This window comes from Pseudomonas fontis, assembly GCF_028656955.1.
Lineage (GTDB): Bacteria > Pseudomonadota > Gammaproteobacteria > Pseudomonadales > Pseudomonadaceae > Aquipseudomonas > Aquipseudomonas fontis.
Genome location: NZ_JAMDGY010000039.1, coordinates 14928 through 40145, shown reverse-complemented (window position 1 = coordinate 40145; position 25218 = coordinate 14928). Strand labels below are relative to the sequence as shown.

Here is a 25218-nt window from a genome sequence, read left to right as displayed (position 1 = left end):
CAAAAGTGACCCGCCGTAAAGGCGGAAGGGGCCATCAGCCCCCCAAAAAAAGCCGGATATTCACAAGCCAGAAATCCCAGCAATCCCGTCAAGCATGCACCCGAACCCAAACACTCACCAACACCGTAGCCGCCATCAACCAGGCCACCGCCGCCAGCGTCAGTGAAGCCTCAAGCCGCATCCGATCCACCAACACATACAACGCCGCCAAATACACAAAATACGGAATGATCGACCACATCCCGAACAGAATCGTGGTCTTCAGGTCGTCGAGCGACCGCCCTTTGCCAACAATGTAATGCGCAATCAACGCAAAGGTCGGAAACAGCGGCACCAACCCTGCGATGTAGTAGTTACGCGTCTTGGCCAGCGCCGCAAGAATCAGCACCACGCCTGCGCCCAGGCAGGCTTTGAGAATCAGGTCCACATGCACTCCTGTTGATCAGCCAAGGCCGTATTTCTTCACTTTGTCGAACAGAGTGGTCTTGGCCATGCCCAGTTCCAGGCTGGCCTGGCTGAGGTTGCCGCCGGTGCGTTGCAGGGCGTCGCTGAGCAGGTTGCGTTCGAACGCCTCGACTGCTTCGGCAAAGCCCAGGCTTTGCGCCACATTGGCACCGCTCTTCTTGAAGGCCGGCAAACCCAGGGCAAAACGCTCGGCAACGTTGCGCAACTCGCGCACGTTGCCTGGCCAATCGTGGGACATCAGCCGCGACAGGGTCTGGCTGTCCAACTGCGGAATCTCGCGGTCAAAACGCAGAGAGGACTGCTCAAGGAAGTGTTCGAACAATTGCAGGATGTCCTCACGCCGCTCACGCAGCGGCGGCAGTTCCAGGGTCACCACATTGAGCCGGTAATACAGGTCGCTACGGAACTGCCCCGACTGCCCCAGCGCATCCAGGTCGGACTTGGTCGCGGCAATCACCCGGCAATCCACGGCGATGCTCTGGTTCGAGCCCAGGCGCTCCAGGGTACGCTCCTGCAACACCCGCAACAGCTTGATCTGCAGGTTCAGCGGCATGCTCTCGACTTCGTCGAGGAACAGCGTGCCGCCATTGGCGTGCTCGATCTTGCCGATGCGGCGCTTGCCTGCACCGGTAAAGGCGTTGGCCTCATGGCCGAAAATCTCGCTCTCGAAGAGGTTCTCCGGCAACCCGCCGCAGTTCAGCGCGACAAAAGGCTGGCCCTGACGCCGGCTGAAATCATGCAGGCAACGGGCGACCAGTTCCTTGCCGGTACCGGTCTCACCCTCGATCAGCACGTTGGCGGAGGTGTCGGCCACGTTGGCGATCAGTTCGCGCAGGTTCTGCATGGCCGGCGAGCGGCCGATGATGCGACCTTCCAGGGTGCTGCGCTCGGCCAACTGGCGGCGCAAGGAGAACACCTCACGGGCCAGCCCGCGCTGCTCCAGCGCGCGGCGCACCACCTCGACCAGACGCTCCGGCGAGAAGGGCTTCTCCATGAAGTCGTAGGCGCCATTGCGCATGGCGCCAACCGCCATGTCGATATCGCCATGGCCGGTAATCAACACCACCGGCAGGCTGCGATCTCGCGCCTTGAGCCGGCTGAGCAGCTCCAGGCCATCAATGCCGGGCAGGCGAATGTCGCTGACGACGATGCCGGCGAAGTCGTCGCCGATCCGCTCCAGGGCAAGCTCGGCGCTGCCGACGCCTTCGCAGGCGATGTCTTCCAGGGCCAGCGCCTGCTGGCACCCGAGCAACACATGCGGGTCGTCTTCGACAATCAGGACGGTAAGGGGCGATGCGTTCATAGGGACTCGGCGGATTCAGTAGGGGCAGTAACCAGCGGCAGGCTGAGGACGAACGCCGTACCGCCAGTGGCGGGGTGTTCGACGCTCAGGCTGCCACTGGCGGCGGCGGCAAGGCTGGCCGACAAGGTCAGGCCCAGGCCCAGGCCATGCTCGCCCGGTTTGGTCGTAAAGAAAGGTTCGAACAGGTGCTTGCGCGCTTCATCATCGATGCCGTGGCCATTGTCGCGCACTCGCAGGCGATAGCGATCACCCAGCAGTTCGCCCTCCAGCCACAGTTGCGGCAACGGCACGGCGGCCATGGCATCCAGGGCGTTGCCGATCAGGTTGACCAGGATCTGCTCCAGGCGGGTCTGGTCGATGGCCAACTGCTGGTCGGTGTAGTCGGCATGCACCTTGAGGCCACTGCCCTCGATGCGTGCGTTGAGCACCTGCTGGGCCGCGTCCACGGCCTTGGCCAGCGAGGATTGGCCACGGTCGTCGCCGCGTCGGGCAAACGAGCGCAGGCTGGCGGTAATGCGCCCCATGCGGTCGATCAGGTCGTTCATGGTCAGCAGGTTGGCACTGGCGGTTTCCAGCGCGCCGCGCTCAAGGAAGCGCACGGTATTGCCCGACAGCGTGCGCAAGGCCGCCAGCGGTTGGTTCAGTTCATGGGCGATGCTGGTCGACATCTGCCCGATGGCCGCAAGCTTGCCGGCCTGCACCAGTTCGTCCTGGGCATGGCGCAGGGTCTGCTCGGCATGCCGGCGCTCGCGGATCTGCCCCTTGAGGCGATCGTTGCTGGCGCGCAGGTCGGCAGTACGCTCGGTAATCTTGCGTTCGAGCTGGTTGTTGGCTTCTTCCAGCGCTTCACGGGCCGCCAGGCGCGTGGCGATCACCTTGCGCCGCTCGTTCCAGGCAATCAGCACGATGGCCAGTAGGGCGAAGGCAATCGCCACCAGCACGCCCTGGATGATCGACTCGCGGCGCAGGTCCTGCAGCGGGGTGAGCAGGGTGAAATGCCAGGGCGTGTCGATCAGCCGCCGGGTCTGCGCCAGGTAGGTCACCTCACGCGGGCCGTCGGCGATTTCGGCATTGGCCGGGAAGGTCAGCTTCTCGACGCCATCCGCGAGTTTTTCCCGCGCCAGCGGTTGCAGCTCGTTGAGCGGGAACCAGTAGTACTGCAGGCTGCGCGCCAGGCGCTCCTTGATCTCGGGCGTCAGCGGGCGCACCGACTTCAAGCGCCGCGCCGGGTCGCTGGAGAGGATGATGATGCCGTTCTCGTCGCTGACGAAGGCTTCCAGGCGGGCGCGCTGCCAGCGTTCTTCCATGGCCTCCAGGCGCACCTTGATCACCGCGACGCCGATGATCTTGCCGTGCTCTTCCAGGCCATGGGCGAGGAAGTAGCCGGGTTCGCCGGTGGTGCTGCCGATGCCGTAGAAGCGGCCCGGCTGGCCGCGCACGGCGTCCTGGAAGTAGGCGCGGAAGGACAGGTCTTCACCGAGGAAACTGTCGACATCGCGCCAGTTGCTGGTGGCCTGCACCCGGCCATTGTTGTCGAGCACGAAGATCGCCCGGCTGCGGCTGCGCCGGTTCAGGCCTTCAAGGTATTCGTTGACCGCCTGGCGGTGTTCGCCATCGGGTTCGGTGAGCAGGCTGGAAACACTGTTTTCCAGTTCCAGCAGGCTCGGCAGGTAGGTGTACTTGCTGATCTCGCTCTCGACCGCGCGCGCGTGCAGCTCAAGCTGGCGCTCGCCGGTTTCGCTCAAGGTGCGGATGCCGTTGTGCTCGCTGACCAGATAGCCGACCACGCCCAGGCCGATCATCAACAGGAGGATCAGGGGCGGCAGGAACAGGTGGCGGATCAGACGGGGCTTCACGGCAAGGGCAGGCTTGGCTGGGCGAAAGAGCGTGGGATCGCATTTCATCACAGTGGCCTTATAACGACCAGCACCCGCTGTCCGGCATGCGCCATTCAGCGGGTGTTGGTGGCTGCATCAGTGTTGCAGGATTTTGCTCAGGAAGTGCTGGGTGCGCTCGTCACGGGCCGACTGGTCACCGAAGAACTCTTCCTTGGTGCAGTCCTCGATGATGTTGCCCTTGTCCATGAAGATGACCCGGTTGGCCACCTTGCGTGCAAAGCCCATTTCGTGGGTGACGCACATCATGGTCATGCCTTCGTTGGCCAGCTGGACCATCACGTCCAGTACTTCGCTGACCATTTCCGGGTCCAGTGCCGAGGTCGGTTCGTCGAACAGCATGACGATCGGGTCCATGGCCAGTGCGCGGGCAATCGCCACACGCTGCTGCTGGCCACCGGAGAGCTGGCCGGGGTGCTTGTGGGCGTGAGCCGAGAGGCCTACGCGCTCCAGCAGTTGCAGGCCTTTCTTGGTGGCTTCTTCCTTGCTGCGGCCCAGCACCTTGATCTGCGCGATGGTCAGGTTTTCGGTGATGCTCAGGTGCGGGAACAGCTCGAAGTGCTGGAACACCATGCCAACGCGCGAACGCAGTTTCGGCAGGTTGGTCTTCGGGTCGGCAATCGAGGTGCCGTCGACGATGATGTCACCCTTCTGGAAGGGTTCCAGCGCGTTGACGCACTTGATCAGGGTCGACTTGCCCGAGCCCGATGGCCCGCAAACCACCACCACTTCGCCTTTCTTCACTTCGGTGCTGCAATCGGTCAGAACCTGGAAGTCGCCGTACCACTTGTTGACGTTCTTGATGGAAATCATACGGTTATCCTTTTCTGCAGACGCTTGACCAGGAAGGAAGCGGAGAAGCTGATGACGAAGTAGATGATGCCGGCGAAGACCAGGAACTCGTTCGAGCGCCCAACGATGTCACCACTGGCGCGTGCCGAGTTGAGGAAGTCGACCAGGCCGACGGTGTAGACCAGCGAGGTGTCCTGGAACAGGATGATGCTCTGCTGCAGCAGCAGCGGGGTCATCTTGCGGAACGCCTGGGGCAGGATGATCAGGCGCATGGTCTGGCCATAGGTCATGCCCAGGGCCTGCGCTGCGCCCATCTGGCCCTTGGCGATCGACTGCACGCCCGCCCGGACGATTTCGCAGAAGTACGCCGCCTCGAACATCATGAAGGCCACGACGCAGGAGGTGAACGCGCCGATCGGGGTGTCTTCGCCGGTGATCCAGCGCAGCACGAACGGCACCGCCAGGTAGAACCAGGTGATGACCAGCAGCAGCGGGATGGAGCGGAAGTAGTTGACGTAGGCGCCGGCCAAGCGCGACAGCAGCTTGTTCGACGACAGGCGCATCAGCGCCAGGACCGTGCCCAGTGCGATACCGCCAACAATGCCCATGACCATCAGTTGCAGGGTCAGCTTCATGCCATTCCACAGGCCTGGCAGGGCGGGGATGATGTCACTGAAGTCCATTATTTACCCCCCACGGAGATCAGGCCCGGGACCGCGACTTTCTTCTCGATCATGCGCATGATCAGCATCAGGCCCATGTTCAGGGTGAAGTAGATCAAGGTGGCCAGGGTGAAGGCCTCGAACAGGTTGGCGGAGAATTCGGCGGTCTGCTTGGTTTGCGCCAGCAGTTCCATCAAGCCGATCAGCGAGGCTACCGAGGAGTTCTTGAACACGTTCAGGAATTCGGAGGTAAGCGGCGGAATGATGATCCGGTAAGCTTGCGGCAGCAGCACGTTGCGGTAGATCTGCGACAGGCTGAAGCCCATGGCACGGGCGGCGGCTTCCTGGCCACGCGGCAGTGCCTGAATGCCGGTACGTACCTGTTCGCACACTCGTGCGGCGGTAAACAGGCCCAGGCAGATCACCACGCTGATGAACGCCGAGGTGGTCGGGTTGAGGTCTTGCTTGAACCATTCCTGCAGGCTTTCAGGCAGCAGGTCGGGCACCAGGAAGTACCAGATGAACAGCTGCACCAGCAGCGGCACATTACGGAAAAGTTCCACGTAGCACGTGGCGATACCCGATACCACGCGGTTCGGGACAGTACGCATGACGCCGAGCAAGGAGCCCAGCAGCAGCGCGATGATCCAGGCGGCAATGGCAATCGCGATGGTCCAGCCCAAACCGGTGATATACCAGTCCAGATAGGTTTCGCTGCCGACGCCGGTGGACTTGAAGAACACGCCCCAGTCCCAGTTGTAATTCATCGGGGTCTCCCCTCAGATCGGTTGTTTCACGGGCACCTTCGAGCATCCGGGGGCGCACGCGGCGCCCTCGGATGAAAGGTTAGACACTAACTAGCTGGGGATCAGGACTTCTTTTCGTCTGCAGCTTTGTCGGTAGGGTTGGCGATCAGCGCCTTGAGCTCTTCGCTCATCGGGAAGTTCAGGTTCAGGCCTTTTGGTGGAATCGGCGACTGGAACCACTTGGCGTAGATCTTGTTGATCTCACCCGACTTGTAGAGGGCAACGATGGCGTCATCGACCGCCTTCTTGAACGGTGCGTCGTCCTTGCGAACCATGCAGCCGTAGATTTCATAGGACTGCGGGGTGCCGGTAACGGACCAGTCGGCTGGCTTCTTGGCCTTGGCCATTTCGCCGGCGAGCAGGGCGTCGTCCATCATGAAGGCGACCGCACGGCCCGATTCCAGCATCTGGAACGACTCGCCGTGGTCTTTGGCAGAGATGACGTTCATCTTCATCTGCTTGTCGGCGTTCATGGCCTTGAGGATGCGCTCGGAGGTGGTACCGGCGGTGGTCACCACGTTCTTGCCAGCCAGGTCCGGGAAGTCCTTGTACTTGGAGTCAGTCTTGGACAGCAGGCGGGTGCCGATCTCGAAGATGCCTACCGAGAAGTCGACCTGTTGCTGACGCTCGACGTTGTTGGTGGTGGAGCCGCACTCGACGTCCACGGTGCCGTTCTGCACCAGCGGGATACGGGTTTGCGAGGTGACCAGGTTGTATTTGACTTGCAGGTCTGGCTTGTTCAGGTCCTTTTTCAGGGCCTCGACGATTGCCAGCTGGATGTCATGGGAGTAGCCGACCGGTTTGCCCGAAGCGTCAGCAATGTAGGAGAACGGAATGGAGGCGTCGCGGTGCCCCAGGGTAATGGTGCCCGAGTCGTTGATCTTCTTCAGGGTGCCAGTCAGCTCGGCGGCCATGGCTGGGGAGCTGATCAGTGCGGCCGCAACAGCGGCGCCCAACAGATGGGGAACGATACGCATCAAAATTTCCTCGACGTTGTTTTTTTTATGAGGCCGTTGGCGGGCCCTTTCGTTCAGCGAATGTTGCAATGCAGCTTTTGCGCATTCGGGTGCTGAGTGTAGAGCATGACTCGTGCCAAGCCCTGATTTTGATCATAAGACCGTGATTTTACTGGGCATTAATTTTTTTTGACGGGGAGGCGAAGGGTGTCGGCGTACGGATGGCCGAATGTGGCGGGGTGTTGCGTTCGGAAAACCGAATGGCAGGGTGAAACAGAATGTTTATTGGAAGACGAGCCTCATCGCCGGACGGGCCCGGCTTCATGTAGCCGCTGCCGCCAGGCTGCGCTGGAGCCCGTGAGGGCTCCCAAACGCGGCGCCTGCCATGCAGGCGAGCGCAGCCTGACGGCAGCGGCTACATTGCGATTGAGTTCACCGCTGGTTCAAGCCGCTTGAATCCGCCCACGGCTCAATTCAACCCGTTGCAGGTAATGCGACAGCGCCTGCTGTTCGGCCGGGGTCATGAACAGGCCCATCTTGGTCCGGCGCCAAAGAATGTCATCAGCACCCACTGCCCATTCCTCGCTGCACAGGTAATCTACTTCGCGGGCGAACAATCCACCGCCGATTGCCTCGCCCAGGTCATCCGGGCCTTGCACGCCTTCGAGCAGGCGCCACACACGGCTGCCATAGGTCAGCGCCCAGCGCTTGGCCAACTCCACCGGCAACCAGCCGCAACGGGCCATGATCTCGTCGCACAGCGCCTGTGGCGTGGTCATCTGTTCGCCGCCCGGCAGGGTCGAGGTGGCGGTCCAGCTGCCTTTCATCTGGGTGAAGTAAGGCGTCAGCTCGGCCATCGCCGACTCAGCCAGCTTGCGGTAGGTGGTCAGCTTGCCGCCGAACACCGAGAGCAACGGCGCTTCGCCGGCATTCGCCGAGAGTGCCAGGGTGTAGTCGCGGGTCACCGCCGACGGGTTGTCCGACTCGTCGTTGCACAGCGGGCGCACACCCGAGTAGGTGCTGAGGATGTCGTCGCGGCTCAACTGGTGGTTGAAGTGCTGGTTGACCACCTTGAGCAGGTAGTCGGTTTCCGCCTCGGTGATCGCTACCTTGGCCGGGTCGCCGCTGTATTCGCGGTCGGTGGTGCCGATCAGGGTGAAACGCTCCAGGTACGGAATGGCGAAGACGATGCGCTGGTCTTCGTTCTGCAGGATGTAGGCGTGCTCGCCCTCGTACAGCTTCGGCACGATCAGGTGGCTGCCCTGGATCAGGCGGATGCCGTACGGCGCCTCCAGCTTCAGGTCATCCTTGATGAACTTCGATACCCACGGGCCGGCCGCATTGACCAGCGCACGAGCCTTGATGGTCTGCAGGGTGCCGTCGGCACGTTCCAGCTGCACGTTCCACACGCCGTCGGTGCGACAGGCGCTGACGCAACGGGTACGGGTGACGATGTGCGCACCCAGCTCACGGGCGGCCATGGCGTTGAGCACCACCAGGCGGGCGTCGTCGACGGCGCAGTCGGCGTATTCGAAACCGCGGGTGATCGCCGGCTTGAGCGGGTTGCCCGGGCCGAAGCGCAGGCTGCGCGAGGCGCCAAGCTTCTTGCGCTTGCCCAGGTGATCGTAAAGGAACAGGCCGGCACGGATCATCCACGCCGGGCGCAGGTGCGGGCGGTGCGGCAGCACGAAGCGCATCGGCTTGACGATGTGCGGCGCCTTGGCCAACAGCACTTCACGCTCGGCCAGGGCTTCGCGCACCAGGCGGAACTCGTAGTGCTCCAGGTAGCGCAGGCCGCCGTGGATCAGCTTGCTGCTGGCCGAGGAGGTGTGGCTGGCCAGGTCGTCCTTTTCGCAAAGGAACACCGACAGGCCGCGCCCGGCTGCATCGGCGGCGATACCGACACCATTGATGCCACCGCCAATAACGGCGACGTCATAGATTTCGGCAAGGGCGGGCGATGACAAGCTGGAGTGGGACACGGGACGGCCTCATGAAAGTCGTTTTTATAGCGAATCTGAACATTAATGTTCACTTTCGAAAATGGTAGCGCAATGAAATGGCGGCCGCCAGTCGCTTTCAATAGAAAATACTGATCAGATGACAATTAAATGAAAAATAGTGAACATCGTGCGCTGCCATCGTTGCGATGGCAGCGTGGGGGCAGTCAGACCACTTCGAGGCGGATCTTGTACTGATTGAGCAGTTGGGTGAGGGCGGGGACTGGGGCCTGGTCGGTCACCAGGCAGTCGATCAGGCTGATCGAGCCGAGGCGGACCATGGCGTTGCGTCCGAACTTGCTGGAGTCGGCGGCGAGGATCACCTGGCGGGCGTTGGCGATGATCGCCTGGGACACGCGCACTTCCTGGTAGTCGAAGTCGAGCAGGCTGCCGTCTTCGTCGATGCCGCTGATGCCGACCAGGGCGAAGTCGACCTTGAACTGGTTGATGAAGTCGACGCTCGCCTGGCCGACCACGCCGCCGTCGCGGCGCACGTTGCCGCCGGCCAGTTGCACTTCGAAGTCATCCTTGGCACTGAGGATCGAGGCCACGTGCAGGTTGTTGGTGATGATCTTCAGGTGGTTGTGGTTGAGCAGGGCGCGGGCGATGGATTCGGTGGTGGTGCCGATGTTGATGAATAGCGAGGCGTGATCGGGGATCTGCCGGGCGATGGCTTCGGCGATGCGCTGTTTCTCGTCGCGCATCTGGTCGGCACGCATGGCGTAGGCGGTGTTTTCGATGCTCGAGTCGTAGGCGGCGCCACCGTGGTAACGGCGTAGCAGGTTCACTTCGGCGAGCTGGTTGATATCACGGCGGATGGTTTGCGGGGTAACGACGAACAGCTGTGCCATTTCTTCGATACTGACGTAACCGCGTTCGCGGACCAGCTCGAGTATTTGTTGTTGGCGAGGGGGCAGATTCATGGGCGGTCCTTGGGGCTGCCGGGCAAATGGCGCCATGATGCCGCAGGAATGGCCTCACGACCAGCATGCCTGTTCCCTGAATCTGCAACCTGTGGAGGGACACCCTGACAGTGGGAGCAAATGCCTTGCTCAATCCACTGTGGGAGCTGGCTTTGCCAGCGATGCAGACACCGCGCATTCACTGGCAAAGCATTGATGCCATCGCCGGCAAGGCCGGCTCCCACAGGGTGTACTGAGGGCTTATTCCTCGTGCGGTTCCCAGTCACGCGTGCGGTCGACGGCTTTCAGCCAGCCGGCGTACAGCTTCTCTTTCTGCACTTCATCGAGCTGCGGGGTGAACTCGCGCTCGATGATCGCCTTGCCGCGCAACTCATCCAGGCTGCTCCAGAAACCACACGCCAGGCCCGCCAGGTAGGCGGCGCCAAGTGCCGTGGTTTCACGCATTTGCGGGCGCTCGACACAGGTGCCGAGGATGTCCGCCTGGAACTGCATGAGGAAGTTGTTGGCTACCGCGCCACCGTCCACCCGCAGCTCGCTCAGGCGCTCGCCGCAATCGGCCTGCATGGCGTCGAGTACGTCGCGGGTCTGGTAGGCAATCGACTCCAGGGCTGCACGGATGATGTGATCAACCTTGACCCCACGGGTCAGGCCGAACAGCGCGCCCCGTGCATACGGGTCCCAGTACGGTGCGCCCAGGCCGGTGAAAGCCGGTACCAGGTACACGCCGTTGCTGTCCTTGACCTTGCTGGCGAAGTATTCGGTGTCGTGGGCATCGTTGACGATCTTCAGTTCGTCACGCAGCCACTGCACGGTGGAGCCGCCGTTGAAGACCGCACCTTCCAGGGCATAGGCCACTTCGCCGCGCGGGCCGCAGGCGATGGTGGTCAGCAGGCCGTGGGACGACTTGACCGCCTTGTCGCCGGTGTTCATCAGCAGGAAGCAGCCCGTGCCGTAGGTGTTCTTGGCCTGGCCCGGCTCAACGCACATCTGGCCGAACAGTGCCGCTTGCTGGTCGCCAGCGATACCTGCGATGGCAATGCCGCTCTTGGTGTGGCCGTACACTTCGGACGACGAACACACCTTGGGCAGCATCTGCTTGGGAATATCCAGCACCTCCAGCATCTTCTCATCCCACTGCAGGGTATGGATGTTGAAGAGCATGGTGCGCGAGGCGTTGGTGTAGTCGGTGACATGCACCTTGCCGCCGGAGAATTTCCAGATCAGCCAGGTGTCGACGGTGCCGAACAGCAGGTCGCCGCGCTCGGCGCGCTCGCGGGCACCTTCGACGTTGTCGAGGATCCACTTCAGCTTGGTGCCGGAGAAGTACGGGTCGGTCACCAGGCCGGTGGTTTCGCGAATGTAGTCTTGCAGGCCTTCGCGCTTGAGCTGCTCGCAGATCTCGGTGCTGCGACGGCACTGCCAGACGATGGCGTTGTACACCGGGCGGCCGGTTTCCTTGTCCCAGACCACCGTGGTTTCACGCTGGTTGGTGATGCCGATGGCGGCCACCTGGTCATGGCTCAGGCCTGCCTGGGCCAGGGCTTCGACCATGGTCGCGCTCTGGGTGGCGAAGATTTCCATCGGGTCGTGTTCAACCCAGCCGGCTTGTGGATAGTGCTGTGCGAATTCGCGCTGGGAAGTCCCCACCACGTTGGCGTCACGGTCGAAAATGATGGCCCGCGAACTGGTCGTGCCCTGGTCCAGGGCAATGATGTAGTTCTTGTTCTGGGTGTCTGTCATGTCGTTGGCCTTGCACTAAATAAGGTGGAGGTCAGGGCAGGGCGAGCCAGGCTCGCCGCATTCGGCATCAGGATGCCTGGGTTTTGCCCTGAGCTGTTTCGTCGGTTGCGCTGTTCGCTGCGGCTGCCTGGGGCAGGTGGCGGGCGAACACGCCGCGATAAAGAACGGCGCCAAGGGATGCCCCTATGATTGGCGCAAAAATCGGAATCAGGAAATAGGGAATATCACGGCCACCGGTAAAGGCCACGTCACCCCAGCCCGCCAGGAAGGTCATGATCTTCGGGCCCAGGTCACGGGCCGGGTTCATCGCAAAGCCGGTCAACGGCCCCATGGCGCTGCCGATCACCGCGATCAGCAAGCCGATCAGCAGGGGGGCGAGCGGGCCACGTGGCAGGCCGTTGTTGTCGTCGGTCAGTGCCATGATCACGGCCATCAGGATGGCGGTGATGATCATCTCGACCAGGAACGCCTGGCCTACCGACAATGCCGGGTGCGGATAGGTGGAGAATACCGAGGCCAGCTCCAGGCTGGCCTGGCTGCCGCGTACCAGGTTGTGCGCTTGTTCGTAATCGAAGAACAGGCTGCTATAGAGCGTGTAGACCAACGCCGCGCCGCAGAAGGCGCCGGCGATCTGGGCAACGATGTAAAAAGGCAGTTTGCGTTTGTCGAAACCGGCGAACAGGGCGAGGGCGATGCTCACGGCCGGGTTCAGGTGCGCGCCGGAAACACCGGCGGTGAGGTAGATCGCCATGCTCACGCCGACCCCCCAGATGATGCTGATTTCCCACAAGCCGAAGCTTGCACCCGCCACCTTGAGCGCGGCGACACAGCCAGTGCCGAAAAAGATGAACAGCGCGGTGCCGAGAAATTCGGCCATGCATTGGCTTGATAGCGTCGGTTGTTGCACAGCAGTCGTCATGCGTTACCTCGGTTTTTGTTGTTGTGAGGCGCTGTGAGCGCTCGACAAAAACCCGACAGAAATCCCCATTTCGGTCGGGTGGCGGTAAAAGTGCACCGTATCGGGGCACTCTCTGTATTCAGAAACGAAAAAATATAGACAAGAAACGCTTATGTCAAAGGTCGAAAGTGAACCACCATTCACAATCTGACTATTGGTGGGTGGTTGATGCGCAATCGATTGCGTGGTCGGCGTGCCGGGGAGGGGGAGGAGGTGAGTGGTTGGGGGGCGGATTTTGCCCTACAGTAGCCAGCAAAAATGTACCGATCCCTTTGCTTGGAGTCCTGCATGACCCCCGCCCTGGATTTGCTCAAGAAGGTGCGCGCTGAACACCGCATCCACAGTTACGAACACGACCCGAAAGCGGCGTCCTATGGCTTGGAGGCGGCCGAGAAGCTGGGCCTGGAGCCGAGCCGGGTGTTCAAGACCTTGCTCGCGGCCAGTGAAAAGGGCGAGTTGCTGGTGGCGGTGGTACCGGTGGTGGGCACGCTGGACCTCAAGGGGCTGGCCCATGCGGCTGGGGTGAAGAGGTGCGAGATGGCCGACCCGGCGGCGGCGCAGCGTTCCACGGGGTATTTGCTGGGGGGGATCAGCCCGTTGGGGCAGAAGAAGCGCTTGCGTACGTTCATCGATGAATCGGCGCAGCCTTTTGAGACCATCTATGTCAGTGCCGGGCGGCGTGGGCTGGAGGTGGAGTTGTCGGCGGCGGTGCTGGCTGAGCATACCCAGGCCAGGTTCGCGACAATTGGTCGCGGCTGAACGTTACGAAATTCGCGGGCCTCATCGCCGGCAAGGCCGGCTCCCACAGTGTTTGCAGTGATGCTGAACCCTGTGGGAGCCGGCCTTGCCGGCGATGGCATTCAACACAGTCCGCCGGTCAGGTCGCCGAGCTGAAGCGCCGCGCACCACTCTGGGCAGTATGCAACTGCGCCGCTACCGTCCCCGGCACCGCAAACAGCACCAGGTGATCCGCCGCCACCTTGATGCCGACATCATTACCCACCTGGTAATCGAAGTGGCTCGGGAAGATCGCCTCCAGCTGGCTACCAGTCGGCAGTTGCAGGCGGTACAGGGTCGAGGCACCGAGGAAGCTCTTGCCGGCGATCTTCGCCTTCAGCGCGCTATCAGGCGCATGCACGATATCGTCCGGACGCAGCAAGACATCCACTGCACTGCCCATCGGCATGGTGTAGGCACGGTTGCCCAACAGTTCGCCCAGCTCGGTCTGCACCGACTCAGGGCTGAGCATCTGCCCGCGAATGAAATAACCCTGGCCAATGAAGCTCGCCACAAACGGCGTGAACGGCTCATGGTAGAGGTTGTAAGGGGTATCCCACTGCTCCAGGCGACCTTCCTTGAACACCCCGACATGGTCGCTCACGGCAAAGGCTTCTTCCTGGTCATGGGTTACCAGGATCGCACTGGTGCCACGGCTTTTTAGAATGTCGCGCACTTCATGGCTCAGGCGCCGACGCAGCTCGACATCGAGGTTGGAGAACGGCTCATCGAGCAGCAGCAGTTGCGGTTCCGGCGCCAAGGCGCGGGCCAGGGCAACCCGCTGCTGCTGGCCGCCAGACAACTCGTGCGGGTAGCGCGCGCCCAAGCCACCGAGCTTGACCAGCTCGAGCATCTCTTCAACCACCTGGTGCTTTTGCGGGTGCTTGCCGATGCCGAAGGCGATGTTCTCGCTGACCGTCAGATGCGGGAACAGCGCGTAGTCCTGGAACACCATGCCGATCCGGCGTTTCTCCGGGGCCAGGGTGAAACCAGCCTTGGAAATGACTTCGCCAGCCAGCAGGATCTCGCCCTCGTGCACCGGCTCGAAGCCGGCAATGGCGCGCAGGGTGGTGGTCTTGCCGCACCCCGAGGAGCCCAGCAGGCAGCCGATGTCACCGGCATTGAGGTGCAGGTTGAGGTTCTGGACGATGCGCGCCTCGCCATAGCCGCAGGCGAGGTTGCGCAGGTTGAGCAGTAAAGGTTGACTCATGCGTGGTGATAGGCCGGTTCAACAAGAAATTCGAGAAGCGCCTTCTGTGCATGCAAGCGGTTTTCGGCCTGGTCCCAGGCGACCGAACGGGGGTCGTCGAGCAGGTCCAGGCTGATTTCCTCGCCACGGTGGGCGGGCAGGCAGTGCATGAACAGGGCATCGGGTGCCGCCAGGTCGAGCAGTTCGCGATTGACCTGATAAGGCGCAAACAGCGCCAGACGCCGAGCAGTTTCCTCTTCCTGACCCATGGAAGTCCAGACATCGGTGCTCACCAGGTGGGCGCCGGCTACGGCTTGCTTGGGATCACGCACAATGGTCACGCGCTCGCCAGCCTGGGCCAGGAACTTGGCGTTCGGCTCGAAACCCTCGGGGCAGGCGATGCGCAGCTGGAAGTCGAACTGGATCGCCGCTTCTATATAGCTGTTGCACATGTTGTTGCCGTCACCGACCCAGGCCACGGTCTTGCCCTGGATGGCGCCACGGTGCTCAAGGAAGGTTTGCATGTCGGCCAGCAGTTGGCACGGGTGCAGGTCATCGGACAGGCCGTTGATCACCGGCACGCGCGAATTGGCCGCGAATTCGGTCAGGGTGCTGTGGGCGAAGGTGCGGATCATCACCGCATCGAGCATGCGCGACATGACGATGGCGCAGTCGCCGATCGGCTCGCCACGGCCCAGTTGGGTGTCACGTGGCGACAGGAAGATGGCCTGGCCGCCGAGCTGGATCATGCCCGCTTCGAACGACAGGCGGGTACGGGTCGAGGACTTCTCGAAGATCATGCCCAGCACGCGGTTCTTCAGGGGCTCGAAGAGTACGCCGCGGTTACGCAGGTCTTTCAGCTCGATCCCTCGGCGGATCACACTGACCAGTTCATCGGCGGTGAAATCCATCAGGGAGAGAAAGTGCCTAGCGCTCATCATTGACTACCTTTTTGCAACAGACCGCAGATCTTCAAAAGCCGGTTTTCAGGAAAAACGGAAGAGACCTGCGGCGAAAGCCGCACGGGGCGACGAAATTGGGGAAGACGCAATACTATAATTAAATGTCGCGTCTTACCAAGAGGTGGCTGCATATCCGCTGCTGGCGAATGTGTTGCAAGCCATTGGTCAGGCTATTTTTATCGGGACCAAAGAAGCTTTTTACACTGCCCTTCGCGGCCTTGGCAACGCCAGCGGGGTTTCTGGAACCATCGTCCAGACTGATGCCGGGCGATTCACGGGACGAACGTCGCTGGTCACCGGCAGGGGTGGGGGGCATAGTCGAGGTCGGCTTACCCACCGCGACCCAGAACAAGAGGCGGCCATGAACAAGACCGTGCACCACCGCGCCTGTCACCTGTGCGAGGCCATTTGCGGCCTGACCCTGGAGGTCACCCGCGAAGACGACGGCACCCCGCGCATCAGCTCGATCAAGGGCGACGCCCAGGACAGCTTCAGCCGTGGCCACATCTGCCCCAAGGCGGTGGCCCTGCAGGACATCCAGAATGATCCGAACCGCTTGCGCAGCCCGATGCTGCGCGTCGGCGAGCAGTGGCAGCCGATCGCGTGGGAGCAGGCCTTCGCCCTGGCCGCCGAAAAGCTCTGGGCCGTGCAGCAACAGCACGGGCAGAACGCCGTGGCGGTGTACCAGGGCAACCCCAGCGTGCACAACTACGGGCTGATGACCCACAGCAACTACTTCCTCGGCCTGCTGAAGACGCGCAATCGTTTCTCGGCGACCTCGGTCGACCAGTTGCCGCATCACCTGACCAGCTTCCTGATGTACGGCCATGGCCTGCTGCTGCCGATTCCGGACATCGACAACACCGACTTCATGCTGATCCTGGGCGGCAACCCGCTGGCCTCCAATGGCAGCATCATGACCGTGCCCGATGTCGAGAAGCGCCTGAAGGCGATCCAGGCCCGTGGCGGCAAACTGGTGGTGGTCGATCCACGACGTAGTGAAACGGCGGCCATCGCCGACCAGCACCTGTTCGTGCGCCCCGGTGGCGATGCGGCGCTGCTGTGCGGCCTGCTCAATACCCTGTTCGAAGAAGGGCTGACCCGCGCCAGCCACCTGCCGGTCAACGGGCTGGACGAGGTGCGCGAGGCGCTCAAGAGCTTTACCCCGGAAGTCATGAGCATGCTCTGCGGCATCGACGCCGGGTTGATCCGCCAGTTGGCCCGCGACTTCGCGTCGGCCGACAAGGCGGTGTGCTACGGCCGCATGGGCGTCTCGACCCAGGCGTTCGGCACGCTGTGCCACTGGCTGATGCAGTTGATCAACCTGGTCAGCGGCAACCTCGACCGGGTAGGCGGTGCGCTGTGCACCGAGCCTGCCGTGGACCTGGTCGCCAGCACCAGCGGCGGCCATTTCAATGTGTGGCAGAGCCGTGTCTCGGGGTTGCCGGAGTACGCTGGCGAGCTGCCGGTGGTGGCCCTGGCCGAAGAGATGCTCACCGAGGGCGAAGGGCAGGTGCGCGCCCTGGTGACGGTGGCGGGTAACCCGGTGCTGTCCACGCCCAATGGCCGGCAGTTGGAGCAGGCGCTGGATGGCCTGGCGTTCATGCTCAGCATCGACCTGTACATCAACGAGACCACGCGCTATGCCGACCTGATCCTGCCGTCGACCTCGGCGCTGGAGAACGATCACTACGACACCACATTCAACCTGTTCGCGGTGCGCAATGTGTCGCGTTTCAATCGGGCCATTCTGGCTAAACCGGAAGGTGCGCTGCATGACTGGGAGATCTTCGTTGGCTTGGCCAAGGCATTTGCCGCACTGGCCGAAAAGCCGCTCAAGCCAACAATGCCGCCGGCGCAGATGATCGACCTGGGGCTGCGCGGTGGTCGCTATGGCGAAGGCTCGCCCTTTGATTTGTCGATCAGCACCCTGGACCAGCATCCGCACGGTATCGACCTGGGCCCCTTGCAGCCGAACCTGGCCGCGCGCCTCAAGACCGCCAGCCAGAAGATCGAGGCCGCACCGCCAGCGATCCTCGCCGACCTGGAGCGCTTTGCCGCCCAGCAGCCGCCCAGCGCCGCTCAGTTGCTGTTGATCGGCCGGCGTCACGTGCGCAGCAACAATTCCTGGATGCACAACTTCCATCGCCTGGTGAAGGGCAAGCCACGCCATCAGTTGCTGATGCACCCGGATGATCTGGCCGGCCGCCATCTGCAGGATGGCCAGCGGGTGCGCGTGCAATCGCGGGTGGGCAGCATCGAGGTCGAGGTGCAGGCCAGTACCGACATGATGCCGGGCGTGGTCAGCCTGCCGCATGGTTTTGGTCATGCCCGTCCCGGGGTGCAGTTGGACATCGCCCAGGCGCAGCCCGGTGCCAGTGCCAACGACCTGACCGATGAGCGTCAGCGCGACGCTGTTTCTGGCAATGCGGCGCTCAACGGGGTGCCGGTGGAGGTGGTTGCGGCCTGATATCGGCAAGGCCGAGCGTCGTGCCTGGCTTTCCGATACAATGCGTCACCGTGCCGACAACCAGGTCGGAAAGTTCAGCCGCGAGGTGCTTCATGGATATTATCGAAACAATCAAAGAGCAGATTACCAACAACACTGTTCTGCTTTACATGAAAGGTTCGCCGAATGCCCCGCAGTGCGGCTTCTCGGCCAAGGCAGCGCAAGCTGTGATGGGTTGTGGCGAGAAATTCGCTTACGTGGACATCCTGCAAAACCCGGAAATCCGCGCCAACCTGCCAAAGTACGCCAACTGGCCAACCTTCCCACAACTGTGGGTAGCGGGCGAGCTGGTCGGCGGTAGCGACATCATGGCTGAGATGTTTGCCAACGGCGAACTGCAGACCCTGATCAAGGACGCCGCTGCCAAGGCTGCCGACAAGGCTTAAGCAGCATCGGCAGCACGGCCAGCCCCATAGACTCTGTGGGAGCCGGCCTTGCCGGCGATGAGGCCCTAAAGGCCACAAAAAAGCCCCGCCTAGGCGGGGCTTTTTCATGTCTGCAAAACCAGCTGGGCTTATTCGCCCATCTGCGACTGCAGGTAATTTTCCAGGCCGACCTTGTCGATCAGGCTCAGCTGGGTTTCCAGCCAGTCGATATGCTCTTCCTCGGCCTCGAGGATGTCTTCAAGCATTTCCCGGCTACCGAAGTCGCCTACGGTTTCGCAGTGGGCAATCGCGGCTTTCAGGTCAATCAGGCCTTTCTGCTCGATTTTCAGGTCGCACTCGAGCATTTCCTTGGTGTGTTCACCAATCAGCAATTTGCCGAGGTCCTGAACGTTCGGGATGCCTTCGAGGAAGAGAATACGCTTGATCAATTTGTCAGCGTGCTTCATCTCGTCGATGGATTCCTTGTACTCGTGCTTACCGAGCTTTTCCAGACCCCAGTCTTCGTACATGCGCGCATGCAGGAAGTATTGGTTGATTGTGACCAGCTCGTTTCCGAGGATCTTGTTGAGATGCTGGATGACGCTAACGTCGCCTTTCATGATGGGGTCCTGCCCTGTGTAAGTGTGCCTATAAGCAGGAGTTTGAGCCTGACAACTTCCACTGTCAAACCTAAGTTATTGAATAATAAGTGAAAATTAATCGGAATAAGAATGTTTGTGTTCCGCGTTAGAACGCTAACTTATTGAATTGCGGGCATAAAAAAACCGGACACGAGGTCCGGTTCTTTAAATTCGATGAAATTACGCCGCTGTAAATTCTACAGGGTAGGGCAGTGCAGCCTGGCTGACCTGCAATTCGGTGAGGGTTTCACGCACAACCTGCTTGGCCAGGCACGCACACTTGCCGCACTGGCTGGCAACGTTGGTGGCGGCACGGACTTCCTTGTAGCTGCAGCATCCTTCATAGATAGCGTCGCGGATCTGACCATCGGTCACACCAACACAAAGACACACATACATAAGGCAGACCATCGCTGGTAAAGGCTCAATGCGAAGAAGCTTAATGTTAATGAGAATGCTTGTCAAAACTCTTTCGCAAAGCCGCGTGCCAGAGCGACCGGTGGCACATTTTTGCAGGGGCTGGCCTTAAATTCGGCGTGTCATCAATCGCAGTGTATGATGCACGGTCCTTGTGATACCGACGGGTTCAGGCCTGTCGGGTGATCCCATTTTAATACCATCAGGAGATATCAAATGAGCGTGCTCGTTGGTAAAAACGCCCCAGACTTCACCGTACCAGCCGTACTGGGCAACGGCGAAATCGTCGACAGCTTCAACCTGGCTTCGGCCATCAAGGGTAAATACGGCCTGGTGTTCTTCTACCCGCTGGACTTCACCTTTGTCTGCCCGTCCGAGCTGATCGCTCTGGACAACCGCATGGCCGACTTCAAGGCGCGCAACGTTGAAGTGATCGCGGTCTCGATCGACTCGCACTTCACCCACAACGCCTGGCGCAACACCGCCATCAATGACGGCGGCATCGGTCAGGTCAAGTACATCATGGCCGCTGACATCAAGCACGAAATCGCCCAGGCCTACGACGTTGAGTCCGAAGGCGGCGTGGCCTTCCGTGGCGCGTTCCTGATCGACGACAAAGGCGTGGTTCGTTCGCAGATCGTCAACGACCTGCCGCTGGGCCGCAACATGGAAGAGCTGATCCGTCTGGTCGACGCACTGCAATTCCACGAAGAGCACGGCGAAGTCTGCCCTGCCAACTGGAAGAAAGGCGACAAAGGCATGACCGCTTCGCCAGAAGGCGTTGCTGCCTACCTGACCGAGCATGCTGAAAGCCTGTAAACGTCAGATATAAAAAACCGGCCCAAGTGGCCGGTTTTTTTATGCGTGCAGCGCAAGCAAGGCTTCAGTCGTTGAAGTCTTGCCAGCCGCCCATCTGCTTCCAGCGATTGACGATGCCGCAGAACAGCTCGGCCGTCTTCTCGGTGTCGTAGCGCGCGGAGTGCGCTTCACGGCCGTCGAAGTCGATGTCGGCGCTCTGGCAGGCACGCGCCAGCACGGTCTGGCCGTAGGCCAGGCCCGCCAGGGTGGCGGTGTCGAAGCTGGAGAACGGGTGGAACGGGTTGCGCTTCATGTCATTGCGCGCCACGGCGGCATTGAGGAAGCCCAGGTCGAAGCTGCTGTTGTGGCCGACCAGGATCGCCCGCTTGCAGCCGTTGGCTTTCAGCGCCTTGCGGATGCCACGGAAGATGTCGGTCAGTGCCGCTTCTTCACTCACGGCCATGCGCAGTGGGTGGTCAAGCTTGATGCCGGTGAACTCCAGCGCCGCCTGTTCGATGTTCGCCCCTTCAAACGGTTCGACCCGGAAGAAGTAGGTGTGCTCAGGGAACAGGAAGCCTTTGTCGTCCATGCCGATGGTGACCGCAGCGATCTCCAGCAGGGCGTCGGTGGCACTGTTGAAGCCACCGGTCTCGACGTCCACCACCACTGGCAGGTAGCCGCGAAAGCGCTCTGCCATCGGGTGACGGGAACCGCCGCGATGACCTTCCTGGTCTTCGTCGAAATGATCTTCGCTCACGCGGTTTCCTCCAGCAGGCGCCAGCGCAGTTGCTCACCGGCGCGCAGCGGAATTACGGTCTGCTCGCCGAATGGCAAGCTGCTTGGTGCGGTCCAGCTTTCGCGAACCAGGGTAATGCGGTCGGTGTTCGCCGGCAGGCCATAGAAGGCCGGGCCGTGCAGGCTGGCAAAGCCTTCGAGCTTGTCCAGCGCATTGCGCTGCTCGAATGCTTCGGCATACATCTCGATCGCCGCGTACGCGGTGTAGCAGCCGGCGCAGCCGCAGGCGGCTTCCTTGGCGTGCTGTGCGTGGGGCGCCGAGTCGGTACCGAGGAAGAACTTGCTGCTGCCGCTGGTAGCGGCGTCCAGCAGCGCCACCTGGTGGGTGTTGCGCTTGAGGATCGGCAGGCAATAGAAGTGCGGGCGAATACCGCCAACCAACATGTGGTTGCGGTTGTACAGCAGGTGCTGGGCGGTGATGGTCGCGCCGACGTTGGCCGGTGCCTCCATGACGAACTGCGCAGCCTCGGCGGTGGTGATGTGTTCGAACACCACTTTCAGCGTCGGGAAGCGCTCGACTACACGGCGCAGGTGCTCGTCGATGAACAGCTTCTCGCGGTCGAACACGTCGACCTCGGGACGGGTCACTTCGCCGTGTACCAGCAAAGGCATGCCGACTTCGGCCATGGCTTCAAGCACGTCGTAGATCTTGTCGAGGCTGGTGACACCCGAGTCCGAGTTGGTGGTCGCGCCGGCCGGGTACATCTTGGCAGCATGGACGAAACCGCTGGCCTTGGCCGTGCGGATGTCTTCAGGCTGGGTACGGTCGGTGAGGTACAGGACCATCAGCGGTTCGAAGCGGCTGCCGGCAGGGCGGGCAGCCAGGATGCGCTCACGGTAGGCGCCGGCTTCGGCAGCATTACGCACCGGAGGCACCAGGTTGGGCATGATGATGGCGCGAGCAAAGGTGCGCGCCACGTCGCCGACGGTGTGGGGCAGAACAGCACCATCACGAAGATGGATATGCCAGTCGTCGGGACGCAGGAGGGTCAGGCGGTCGGACATTGGGGATTCCAGGCGGGTCGAACTCAAGGCTGAATGCTACCGGAAAAGCCCGATGCGAGCACTCGCTATCAAGTTTTGCCAGCAGCGTCCGATAGCCTGCTGGTAAGCCGTAAGCAATTTGTGGAGCCGCCCGTGCGCCAGCGTTATCTAGCCCTGCTCAGTATGTTTGCCAGCCTGCCGGCCGTGGCACTCACCTTCCAGACTCGCGTGGAGAACGTCGAGTGGAAAGTCGAGGGCGATCAGTTCGAATGCCGCCTGATCCAGCCCGTGGCCGATTTCGGCACCGGCGAGTTCGTGCGCCGCGCCGGGGAGCAAGCCACCTTCCAGTTGCGCTCCAGCGCCAGTTTGCTGGGCGCAGGCTCCGCCACCCTGTTGGCGGCCGCCGCGCCGTGGCAGCCGGGGCGTGGCGATATCAACCTCGGCGCGGTGCGCCTGGCGCGCAACGGCGTGCTCTTCACCAGCTCGCAAGGCCAGGCCAGCCGCCTGATCAACGGCCTGATGGACGGGCGCAGCACTGTGGTGCGCAGTTACGCCGGTGAAGCCGGGCGGGCCATGGAGGTGCGCCTGCTGCCAGTGAAGTTCAACAAGGCCTGGGGTGATTACCAGGTGTGCGCCGCCAAGCTGCTGCCGATGAACTTCGACCAGATCCGCCAGGCCCGGGTCGGTTTCCCGGGGGGCGGTATCGATCTGGATGCCGATGCTCGCGCACGCCTGGAGGTCATCATGGACTTCATCAAGGCCGACCCGACCGTCAATCAGATCGAGATCGACGGCCACTCCGACAACAGCGGCAATCGCCTGACCAACCGCGACCTGTCGCGCCGGCGTGCGTTGGCGGTGATGGAGTACTTCAAGGCCAATGGATTCCCCGAAGGGCAGATGACCGTGCGCTTCCATGGCGAGCGTTATCCGCTGGCCGCCAACAACAATGCCGCCAACCGCGCACGCAACCGGCGGGTAAACATCACCCTGGACCGCGTCGCGCCGGTAGAAAAGCCGGTTGAAAAAGCCGCCGACAAGCCTGTCGCTCCAGCGCCAGGTGCACCGGCTGCGGGCACCGCGCCTGCGCAACCGGCCACGGCCCCGCAAACCGCGACAAGCAAGGCACCAGCGAAGCTCTGAGGCGCGACCGATCGTCGCGCTCTCGACAGTTCCTGTCGCTTTGTCGTCACAAGCTGTCGCCCCACTGTAATTTTTGCGGCAAGGCCGGTAGAATCACCGGCTTTCCGTACAACCCCGTGGAGTGATGGCATGGCGGACGTAAAAAAGGTCGTACTGGCGTATTCCGGCGGCCTTGATACTTCGGTGATTCTCAAGTGGCTGCAGGACACCTACAACTGTGAAGTGGTGACATTCACCGCCGACCTGGGTCAGGGCGAAGAGGTCGAACCGGCCCGCGCCAAGGCGCAGGCCATGGGCGTGAAAGAGATCTACATCGATGACCTGCGAGAAGAGTTCGTCCGCGACTTCGTGTTCCCGATGTTCCGCGCCAACACTGTCTACGAAGGCGAGTACCTGCTGGGTACTTCCATCGCCCGTCCGCTGATCGCCAAGCGCCTGATCGAAATCGCCAACGAAACCGGCGCTGACGCCATTTCCCATGGCGCGACCGGCAAGGGCAACGACCAGGTCCGTTTCGAGCTGGGTGCCTACGCACTCAAGCCGGGCGTGAAGGTCATTGCACCATGGCGTGAGTGGGACCTTTTGTCCCGCGAGAAGCTGATGGACTACGCCGAGAAGCACGCGATCCCGATCGAGCGCCACGGCAAGAAGAAGTCGCCGTACTCGATGGACGCCAACCTGCTGCACATCTCCTATGAAGGCGGCGTGCTGGAGGATACCTGGACCGAGCACGAAGAAGACATGTGGCGCTGGACCAAGTCGCCAGAAAACGCCCCTGATGTCGCGACCTACCTCGAACTGACCTACCGCAACGGCGACATCGTTGCGCTGGACGGCGTTGAAATGTCGCCGGCTACCGTACTGGCCACCCTCAACCGCATCGGCGGCGAGAACGGCATCGGTCGTCTGGACATCGTCGAGAACCGCTACGTCGGCATGAAGTCCCGTGGCTGCTACGAGACCCCAGGCGGCACCATCATGCTGCGCGCCCACCGGGCGATCGAATCGATCACCCTGGACCGCGAAGTCGCTCACCTCAAGGATGAGCTGATGGTCAAGTACGCCAGCCTGATCTACACCGGCTACTGGTGGAGCCCTGAGCGTCTGATGCTGCAACAGATGATCGACGCCTCCCAGGTCAACGTGAACGGTGTGGTGCGCCTGAAGCTGTACAAGGGCAACGTCATCGTCACCGGCCGTCAGTCTGACGACTCGCTGTTCGATGCCAACATCGCCACCTTCGAAGAAGACGGCGGTGCTTACAACCAGGCCGACGCGGCGGGCTTCATCAAGCTCAACGCCCTGCGTATGCGGATTGCTGCCAACAAGGGCCGCAAGCTGGTCTGAGCGTGTTTCTGCTGCCCACCACGCGATCAGCGCGGTGGGTTCGCGGCAAACCGATAAACCCTGCAAGTGCCTGGCACGTGCAGGGTTTTTTTATGCCTGTAGAAAGACCGTTACTTATTTCTTGGTACTGACGGCGCGCGAAGAGATGGTTGTTTCGGTGCCGGCGTCGAGGTCCAGAAGTATCAGGTGCCCCGGCTTTATTTCGTTGGCCATTATCAGCTTTGTCAGTTGGCCAATGAGCGAGCGGGCATAGCTGCCACTGTGCGTGATGGTCGAAGGGGAAAGCTCCTGAGTGCCACTTCTGTCATCGCGCGCTGAACTTTCCGGCGAATACCCAAGCGTAGGGCGCAACTGTTCGCGCACAGGCGCTGAATCTTCCGGCACGCCATAGACATCGCCTTCATGCGGATCGTAGCCATACAAACTGCGGCTATTGAAGTTCAGTGTCAGGAAAAACAGCAGTGTCAGAAAGGGCGGGAAACCGACCAGGAACCAGGTGTAGATGCCTTGGCTGTCTTCACCCAGGAAAGGCAACGAGGCCAGCGCAGAGGCCTCGATGATGCCGGCAAAGATGGCAATGATGGTCAGTGGGCTTTTCGGTTCAGCGTTGCTCATTCGAGTGCCTGCTGCTCAGTGCGAGCGATGTATTCAAAGGCTTCATGGCGTGAGAGCCCTGTTGGATAAAAATACTATGCTGCCGGGATCAATGAAAGTTAACTGGGCGATGGATCGTGCAGTGGAAATTGTGCAGTTGAATTAAGCGAATGGCGCTTTTTAAACAATTATTTTGA

The 25218-nt window shown here is 61.5% G+C and carries 24 protein-coding genes; 6 read left to right on the top strand and 18 right to left on the bottom strand.

All coding sequences use genetic code 11. From position 1 onward, the window contains the following. Window positions 1-88 precede the first annotated feature (88 nt). The 11 genes from M5G11_RS15080 to M5G11_RS15030 form a co-directional block, all read right to left on the bottom strand. A complete protein-coding gene (locus tag M5G11_RS15080) occupies window positions 89-418 on the bottom strand; it encodes a GlpM family protein (RefSeq protein ID WP_273913418.1) in 330 nt (109 codons plus the stop codon). 24 nt (window positions 419-442) lie between these two features. Next, window positions 443-1768 carry a two-component response regulator AauR gene (gene aauR, locus M5G11_RS15075; protein WP_273913416.1) on the bottom strand — a complete coding sequence of 442 codons (1326 nt, stop codon included), beginning with the start codon at window positions 1766-1768 and terminating at the stop codon, window positions 443-445. Then, window positions 1765-3672 (bottom strand): two-component sensor histidine kinase AauS, encoded by a 1908-nt coding sequence (aauS, locus tag M5G11_RS15070; protein ID WP_273913415.1) that lies wholly within the window; start codon window positions 3670-3672, stop codon window positions 1765-1767. Before aauS ends, aauR begins: the two co-directional genes overlap by 4 nt. A gap of 69 nt (window positions 3673-3741) precedes the next feature. Continuing rightward, window positions 3742-4476, bottom strand: coding sequence for an amino acid ABC transporter ATP-binding protein (locus M5G11_RS15065; protein ID WP_273913414.1), 735 nt, complete (start codon window positions 4474-4476; stop codon window positions 3742-3744). Beyond that, entirely contained in the window at window positions 4473-5141 is a 669-nt protein-coding gene (locus M5G11_RS15060; RefSeq protein WP_273913417.1) for an amino acid ABC transporter permease, read from the bottom strand. Before M5G11_RS15060 ends, M5G11_RS15065 begins: the two co-directional genes overlap by 4 nt. Next, complete coding sequence (locus tag M5G11_RS15055) at window positions 5138-5884, bottom strand: amino acid ABC transporter permease (protein WP_273913413.1); 747 nt, start codon at window positions 5882-5884, stop codon at window positions 5138-5140. The genes M5G11_RS15060 and M5G11_RS15055 overlap by 4 nt, the downstream gene beginning before the upstream one ends. Before the next feature lie 101 nt (window positions 5885-5985). Beyond that, on the bottom strand, window positions 5986-6900 hold the full coding sequence (locus M5G11_RS15050; RefSeq protein WP_273913412.1) for a glutamate/aspartate ABC transporter substrate-binding protein: 915 nt from the start codon (window positions 6898-6900) through the stop codon (window positions 5986-5988). A gap of 422 nt (window positions 6901-7322) precedes the next feature. Continuing rightward, window positions 7323-8861, bottom strand: coding sequence for a glycerol-3-phosphate dehydrogenase (gene glpD, locus M5G11_RS15045; RefSeq protein WP_273913411.1), 1539 nt, complete (start codon window positions 8859-8861; stop codon window positions 7323-7325). A 185-nt stretch (window positions 8862-9046) separates the two neighbouring features. Next, on the bottom strand, window positions 9047-9802 hold the full coding sequence (locus tag M5G11_RS15040; RefSeq protein ID WP_273913410.1) for a DeoR/GlpR family transcriptional regulator: 756 nt from the start codon (window positions 9800-9802) through the stop codon (window positions 9047-9049). Window positions 9803-10042: 240 nt separating this feature from the next. Next, window positions 10043-11542, bottom strand: coding sequence for a glycerol kinase GlpK (gene glpK / locus M5G11_RS15035; protein ID WP_273913409.1), 1500 nt, complete (start codon window positions 11540-11542; stop codon window positions 10043-10045). A gap of 67 nt (window positions 11543-11609) precedes the next feature. Further along, the gene (locus M5G11_RS15030; RefSeq protein WP_273913408.1) at window positions 11610-12461 is read right to left on the bottom strand and encodes an MIP/aquaporin family protein; all 852 of its coding nucleotides are present in this window, start codon (window positions 12459-12461) and stop codon (window positions 11610-11612) included. 327 nt (window positions 12462-12788) lie between these two features. Here M5G11_RS15030 and ybaK point away from each other — a divergent pair, with 327 nt between their 5' ends. Beyond that, window positions 12789-13259, top strand: a complete 471-nt coding sequence (gene ybaK, locus M5G11_RS15025) for a Cys-tRNA(Pro) deacylase (protein ID WP_273913407.1) — start codon at window positions 12789-12791, stop codon at window positions 13257-13259. Between the two features lie 118 nt (window positions 13260-13377). Here the strand turns inward: ybaK and M5G11_RS15020 are convergent, their stop codons facing one another. Then, entirely contained in the window at window positions 13378-14487 is a 1110-nt protein-coding gene (locus tag M5G11_RS15020; RefSeq protein ID WP_273913406.1) for an ABC transporter ATP-binding protein, read from the bottom strand. Then, window positions 14484-15404: an ornithine carbamoyltransferase gene (argF, locus tag M5G11_RS15015; RefSeq protein WP_273913405.1), complete on the bottom strand. Its 921-nt coding sequence runs from the start codon at window positions 15402-15404 to the stop codon at window positions 14484-14486. Before argF ends, M5G11_RS15020 begins: the two co-directional genes overlap by 4 nt. Before the next feature lie 385 nt (window positions 15405-15789). On the opposite strand from argF, the gene M5G11_RS15010 reads away from it, so the two are divergent. Together M5G11_RS15010 and grxD are read left to right on the top strand one after the other, a co-directional pair. After that, the gene (locus M5G11_RS15010) at window positions 15790-17898 is read left to right on the top strand and encodes a molybdopterin oxidoreductase family protein (RefSeq protein WP_273913404.1); all 2109 of its coding nucleotides are present in this window, start codon (window positions 15790-15792) and stop codon (window positions 17896-17898) included. Window positions 17899-17990: 92 nt separating this feature from the next. Beyond that, on the top strand, window positions 17991-18323 hold the full coding sequence (gene grxD / locus M5G11_RS15005) for a Grx4 family monothiol glutaredoxin (protein ID WP_273913403.1): 333 nt from the start codon (window positions 17991-17993) through the stop codon (window positions 18321-18323). Between the two features lie 128 nt (window positions 18324-18451). Here the strand turns inward: grxD and bfr are convergent, their stop codons facing one another. Together bfr and M5G11_RS14995 are read right to left on the bottom strand one after the other, a co-directional pair. Then, window positions 18452-18922: a bacterioferritin gene (gene bfr, locus M5G11_RS15000; RefSeq protein ID WP_273913402.1), complete on the bottom strand. Its 471-nt coding sequence runs from the start codon at window positions 18920-18922 to the stop codon at window positions 18452-18454. Window positions 18923-19123: 201 nt separating this feature from the next. After that, entirely contained in the window at window positions 19124-19342 is a 219-nt protein-coding gene (locus M5G11_RS14995) for a bacterioferritin-associated ferredoxin (RefSeq protein ID WP_045185737.1), read from the bottom strand. A gap of 234 nt (window positions 19343-19576) precedes the next feature. On the opposite strand from M5G11_RS14995, the gene M5G11_RS14990 reads away from it, so the two are divergent. Further along, on the top strand, window positions 19577-20179 hold the full coding sequence (locus tag M5G11_RS14990; RefSeq protein WP_273913401.1) for a peroxiredoxin: 603 nt from the start codon (window positions 19577-19579) through the stop codon (window positions 20177-20179). A gap of 64 nt (window positions 20180-20243) precedes the next feature. Here the strand turns inward: M5G11_RS14990 and rnt are convergent, their stop codons facing one another. After that, window positions 20244-20915 (bottom strand): ribonuclease T, encoded by a 672-nt coding sequence (gene rnt / locus M5G11_RS14985; RefSeq protein WP_273913400.1) that lies wholly within the window; start codon window positions 20913-20915, stop codon window positions 20244-20246. Beyond that, entirely contained in the window at window positions 20912-21958 is a 1047-nt protein-coding gene (gene pyrC, locus M5G11_RS14980; protein WP_273913399.1) for a dihydroorotase, read from the bottom strand. The genes rnt and pyrC overlap by 4 nt, the downstream gene beginning before the upstream one ends. Window positions 21959-22090: 132 nt before the next feature. On the opposite strand from pyrC, the gene M5G11_RS14975 reads away from it, so the two are divergent. Continuing rightward, a complete protein-coding gene (locus M5G11_RS14975; protein WP_273913398.1) occupies window positions 22091-23080 on the top strand; it encodes a flagellar protein MotY in 990 nt (329 codons plus the stop codon). A 129-nt stretch (window positions 23081-23209) separates the two neighbouring features. Then, on the top strand, window positions 23210-24427 hold the full coding sequence (locus M5G11_RS14970; RefSeq protein ID WP_273913396.1) for an argininosuccinate synthase: 1218 nt from the start codon (window positions 23210-23212) through the stop codon (window positions 24425-24427). Between the two features lie 114 nt (window positions 24428-24541). On the opposite strand, the gene M5G11_RS14965 is transcribed toward M5G11_RS14970, so the two are convergent. Next, window positions 24542-25042 (bottom strand): hypothetical protein, encoded by a 501-nt coding sequence (locus M5G11_RS14965; protein WP_273913395.1) that lies wholly within the window; start codon window positions 25040-25042, stop codon window positions 24542-24544. Window positions 25043-25218 lie beyond the last annotated feature (176 nt).

Bases quoted from the DNA above. Each gene is read 5' to 3' on its own strand.
- aauR (WP_273913416.1), bottom strand. From the start codon at position 1,768: ATGAACGCATCGCCCCTTACCGTCCTGATTGTCGAAGACGACCCGCAT.
- aauS (WP_273913415.1), bottom strand. From the start codon at position 3,672: ATGAAATGCGATCCCACGCTCTTTCGCCCAGCCAAGCCTGCCCTTGCC.
- M5G11_RS15065 (WP_273913414.1), bottom strand. From the start codon at position 4,476: ATGATTTCCATCAAGAACGTCAACAAGTGGTACGGCGACTTCCAGGTT.
- M5G11_RS15055 (WP_273913413.1), bottom strand. From the start codon at position 5,884: ATGAATTACAACTGGGACTGGGGCGTGTTCTTCAAGTCCACCGGCGTC.
- M5G11_RS15050 (WP_273913412.1), bottom strand. From the start codon at position 6,900: ATGCGTATCGTTCCCCATCTGTTGGGCGCCGCTGTTGCGGCCGCACTG.
- M5G11_RS15040 (WP_273913410.1), bottom strand. From the start codon at position 9,802: ATGAATCTGCCCCCTCGCCAACAACAAATACTCGAGCTGGTCCGCGAA.
- glpK (WP_273913409.1), bottom strand. From the start codon at position 11,542: ATGACAGACACCCAGAACAAGAACTACATCATTGCCCTGGACCAGGGC.
- M5G11_RS15030 (WP_273913408.1), bottom strand. From the start codon at position 12,461: ATGACGACTGCTGTGCAACAACCGACGCTATCAAGCCAATGCATGGCC.
- ybaK (WP_273913407.1), top strand. From the start codon at position 12,789: ATGACCCCCGCCCTGGATTTGCTCAAGAAGGTGCGCGCTGAACACCGC.
- M5G11_RS15020 (WP_273913406.1), bottom strand. From the start codon at position 14,487: ATGAGTCAACCTTTACTGCTCAACCTGCGCAACCTCGCCTGCGGCTAT.
- argF (WP_273913405.1), bottom strand. From the start codon at position 15,404: ATGAGCGCTAGGCACTTTCTCTCCCTGATGGATTTCACCGCCGATGAA.
- M5G11_RS15010 (WP_273913404.1), top strand. From the start codon at position 15,790: ATGAACAAGACCGTGCACCACCGCGCCTGTCACCTGTGCGAGGCCATT.
- grxD (WP_273913403.1), top strand. From the start codon at position 17,991: ATGGATATTATCGAAACAATCAAAGAGCAGATTACCAACAACACTGTT.
- bfr (WP_273913402.1), bottom strand. From the start codon at position 18,922: ATGAAAGGCGACGTTAGCGTCATCCAGCATCTCAACAAGATCCTCGGA.
- M5G11_RS14995 (WP_045185737.1), bottom strand. From the start codon at position 19,342: ATGTATGTGTGTCTTTGTGTTGGTGTGACCGATGGTCAGATCCGCGAC.
- M5G11_RS14990 (WP_273913401.1), top strand. From the start codon at position 19,577: ATGAGCGTGCTCGTTGGTAAAAACGCCCCAGACTTCACCGTACCAGCC.
- pyrC (WP_273913399.1), bottom strand. From the start codon at position 21,958: ATGTCCGACCGCCTGACCCTCCTGCGTCCCGACGACTGGCATATCCAT.
- M5G11_RS14970 (WP_273913396.1), top strand. From the start codon at position 23,210: ATGGCGGACGTAAAAAAGGTCGTACTGGCGTATTCCGGCGGCCTTGAT.
- M5G11_RS14965 (WP_273913395.1), bottom strand. From the start codon at position 25,042: ATGAGCAACGCTGAACCGAAAAGCCCACTGACCATCATTGCCATCTTT.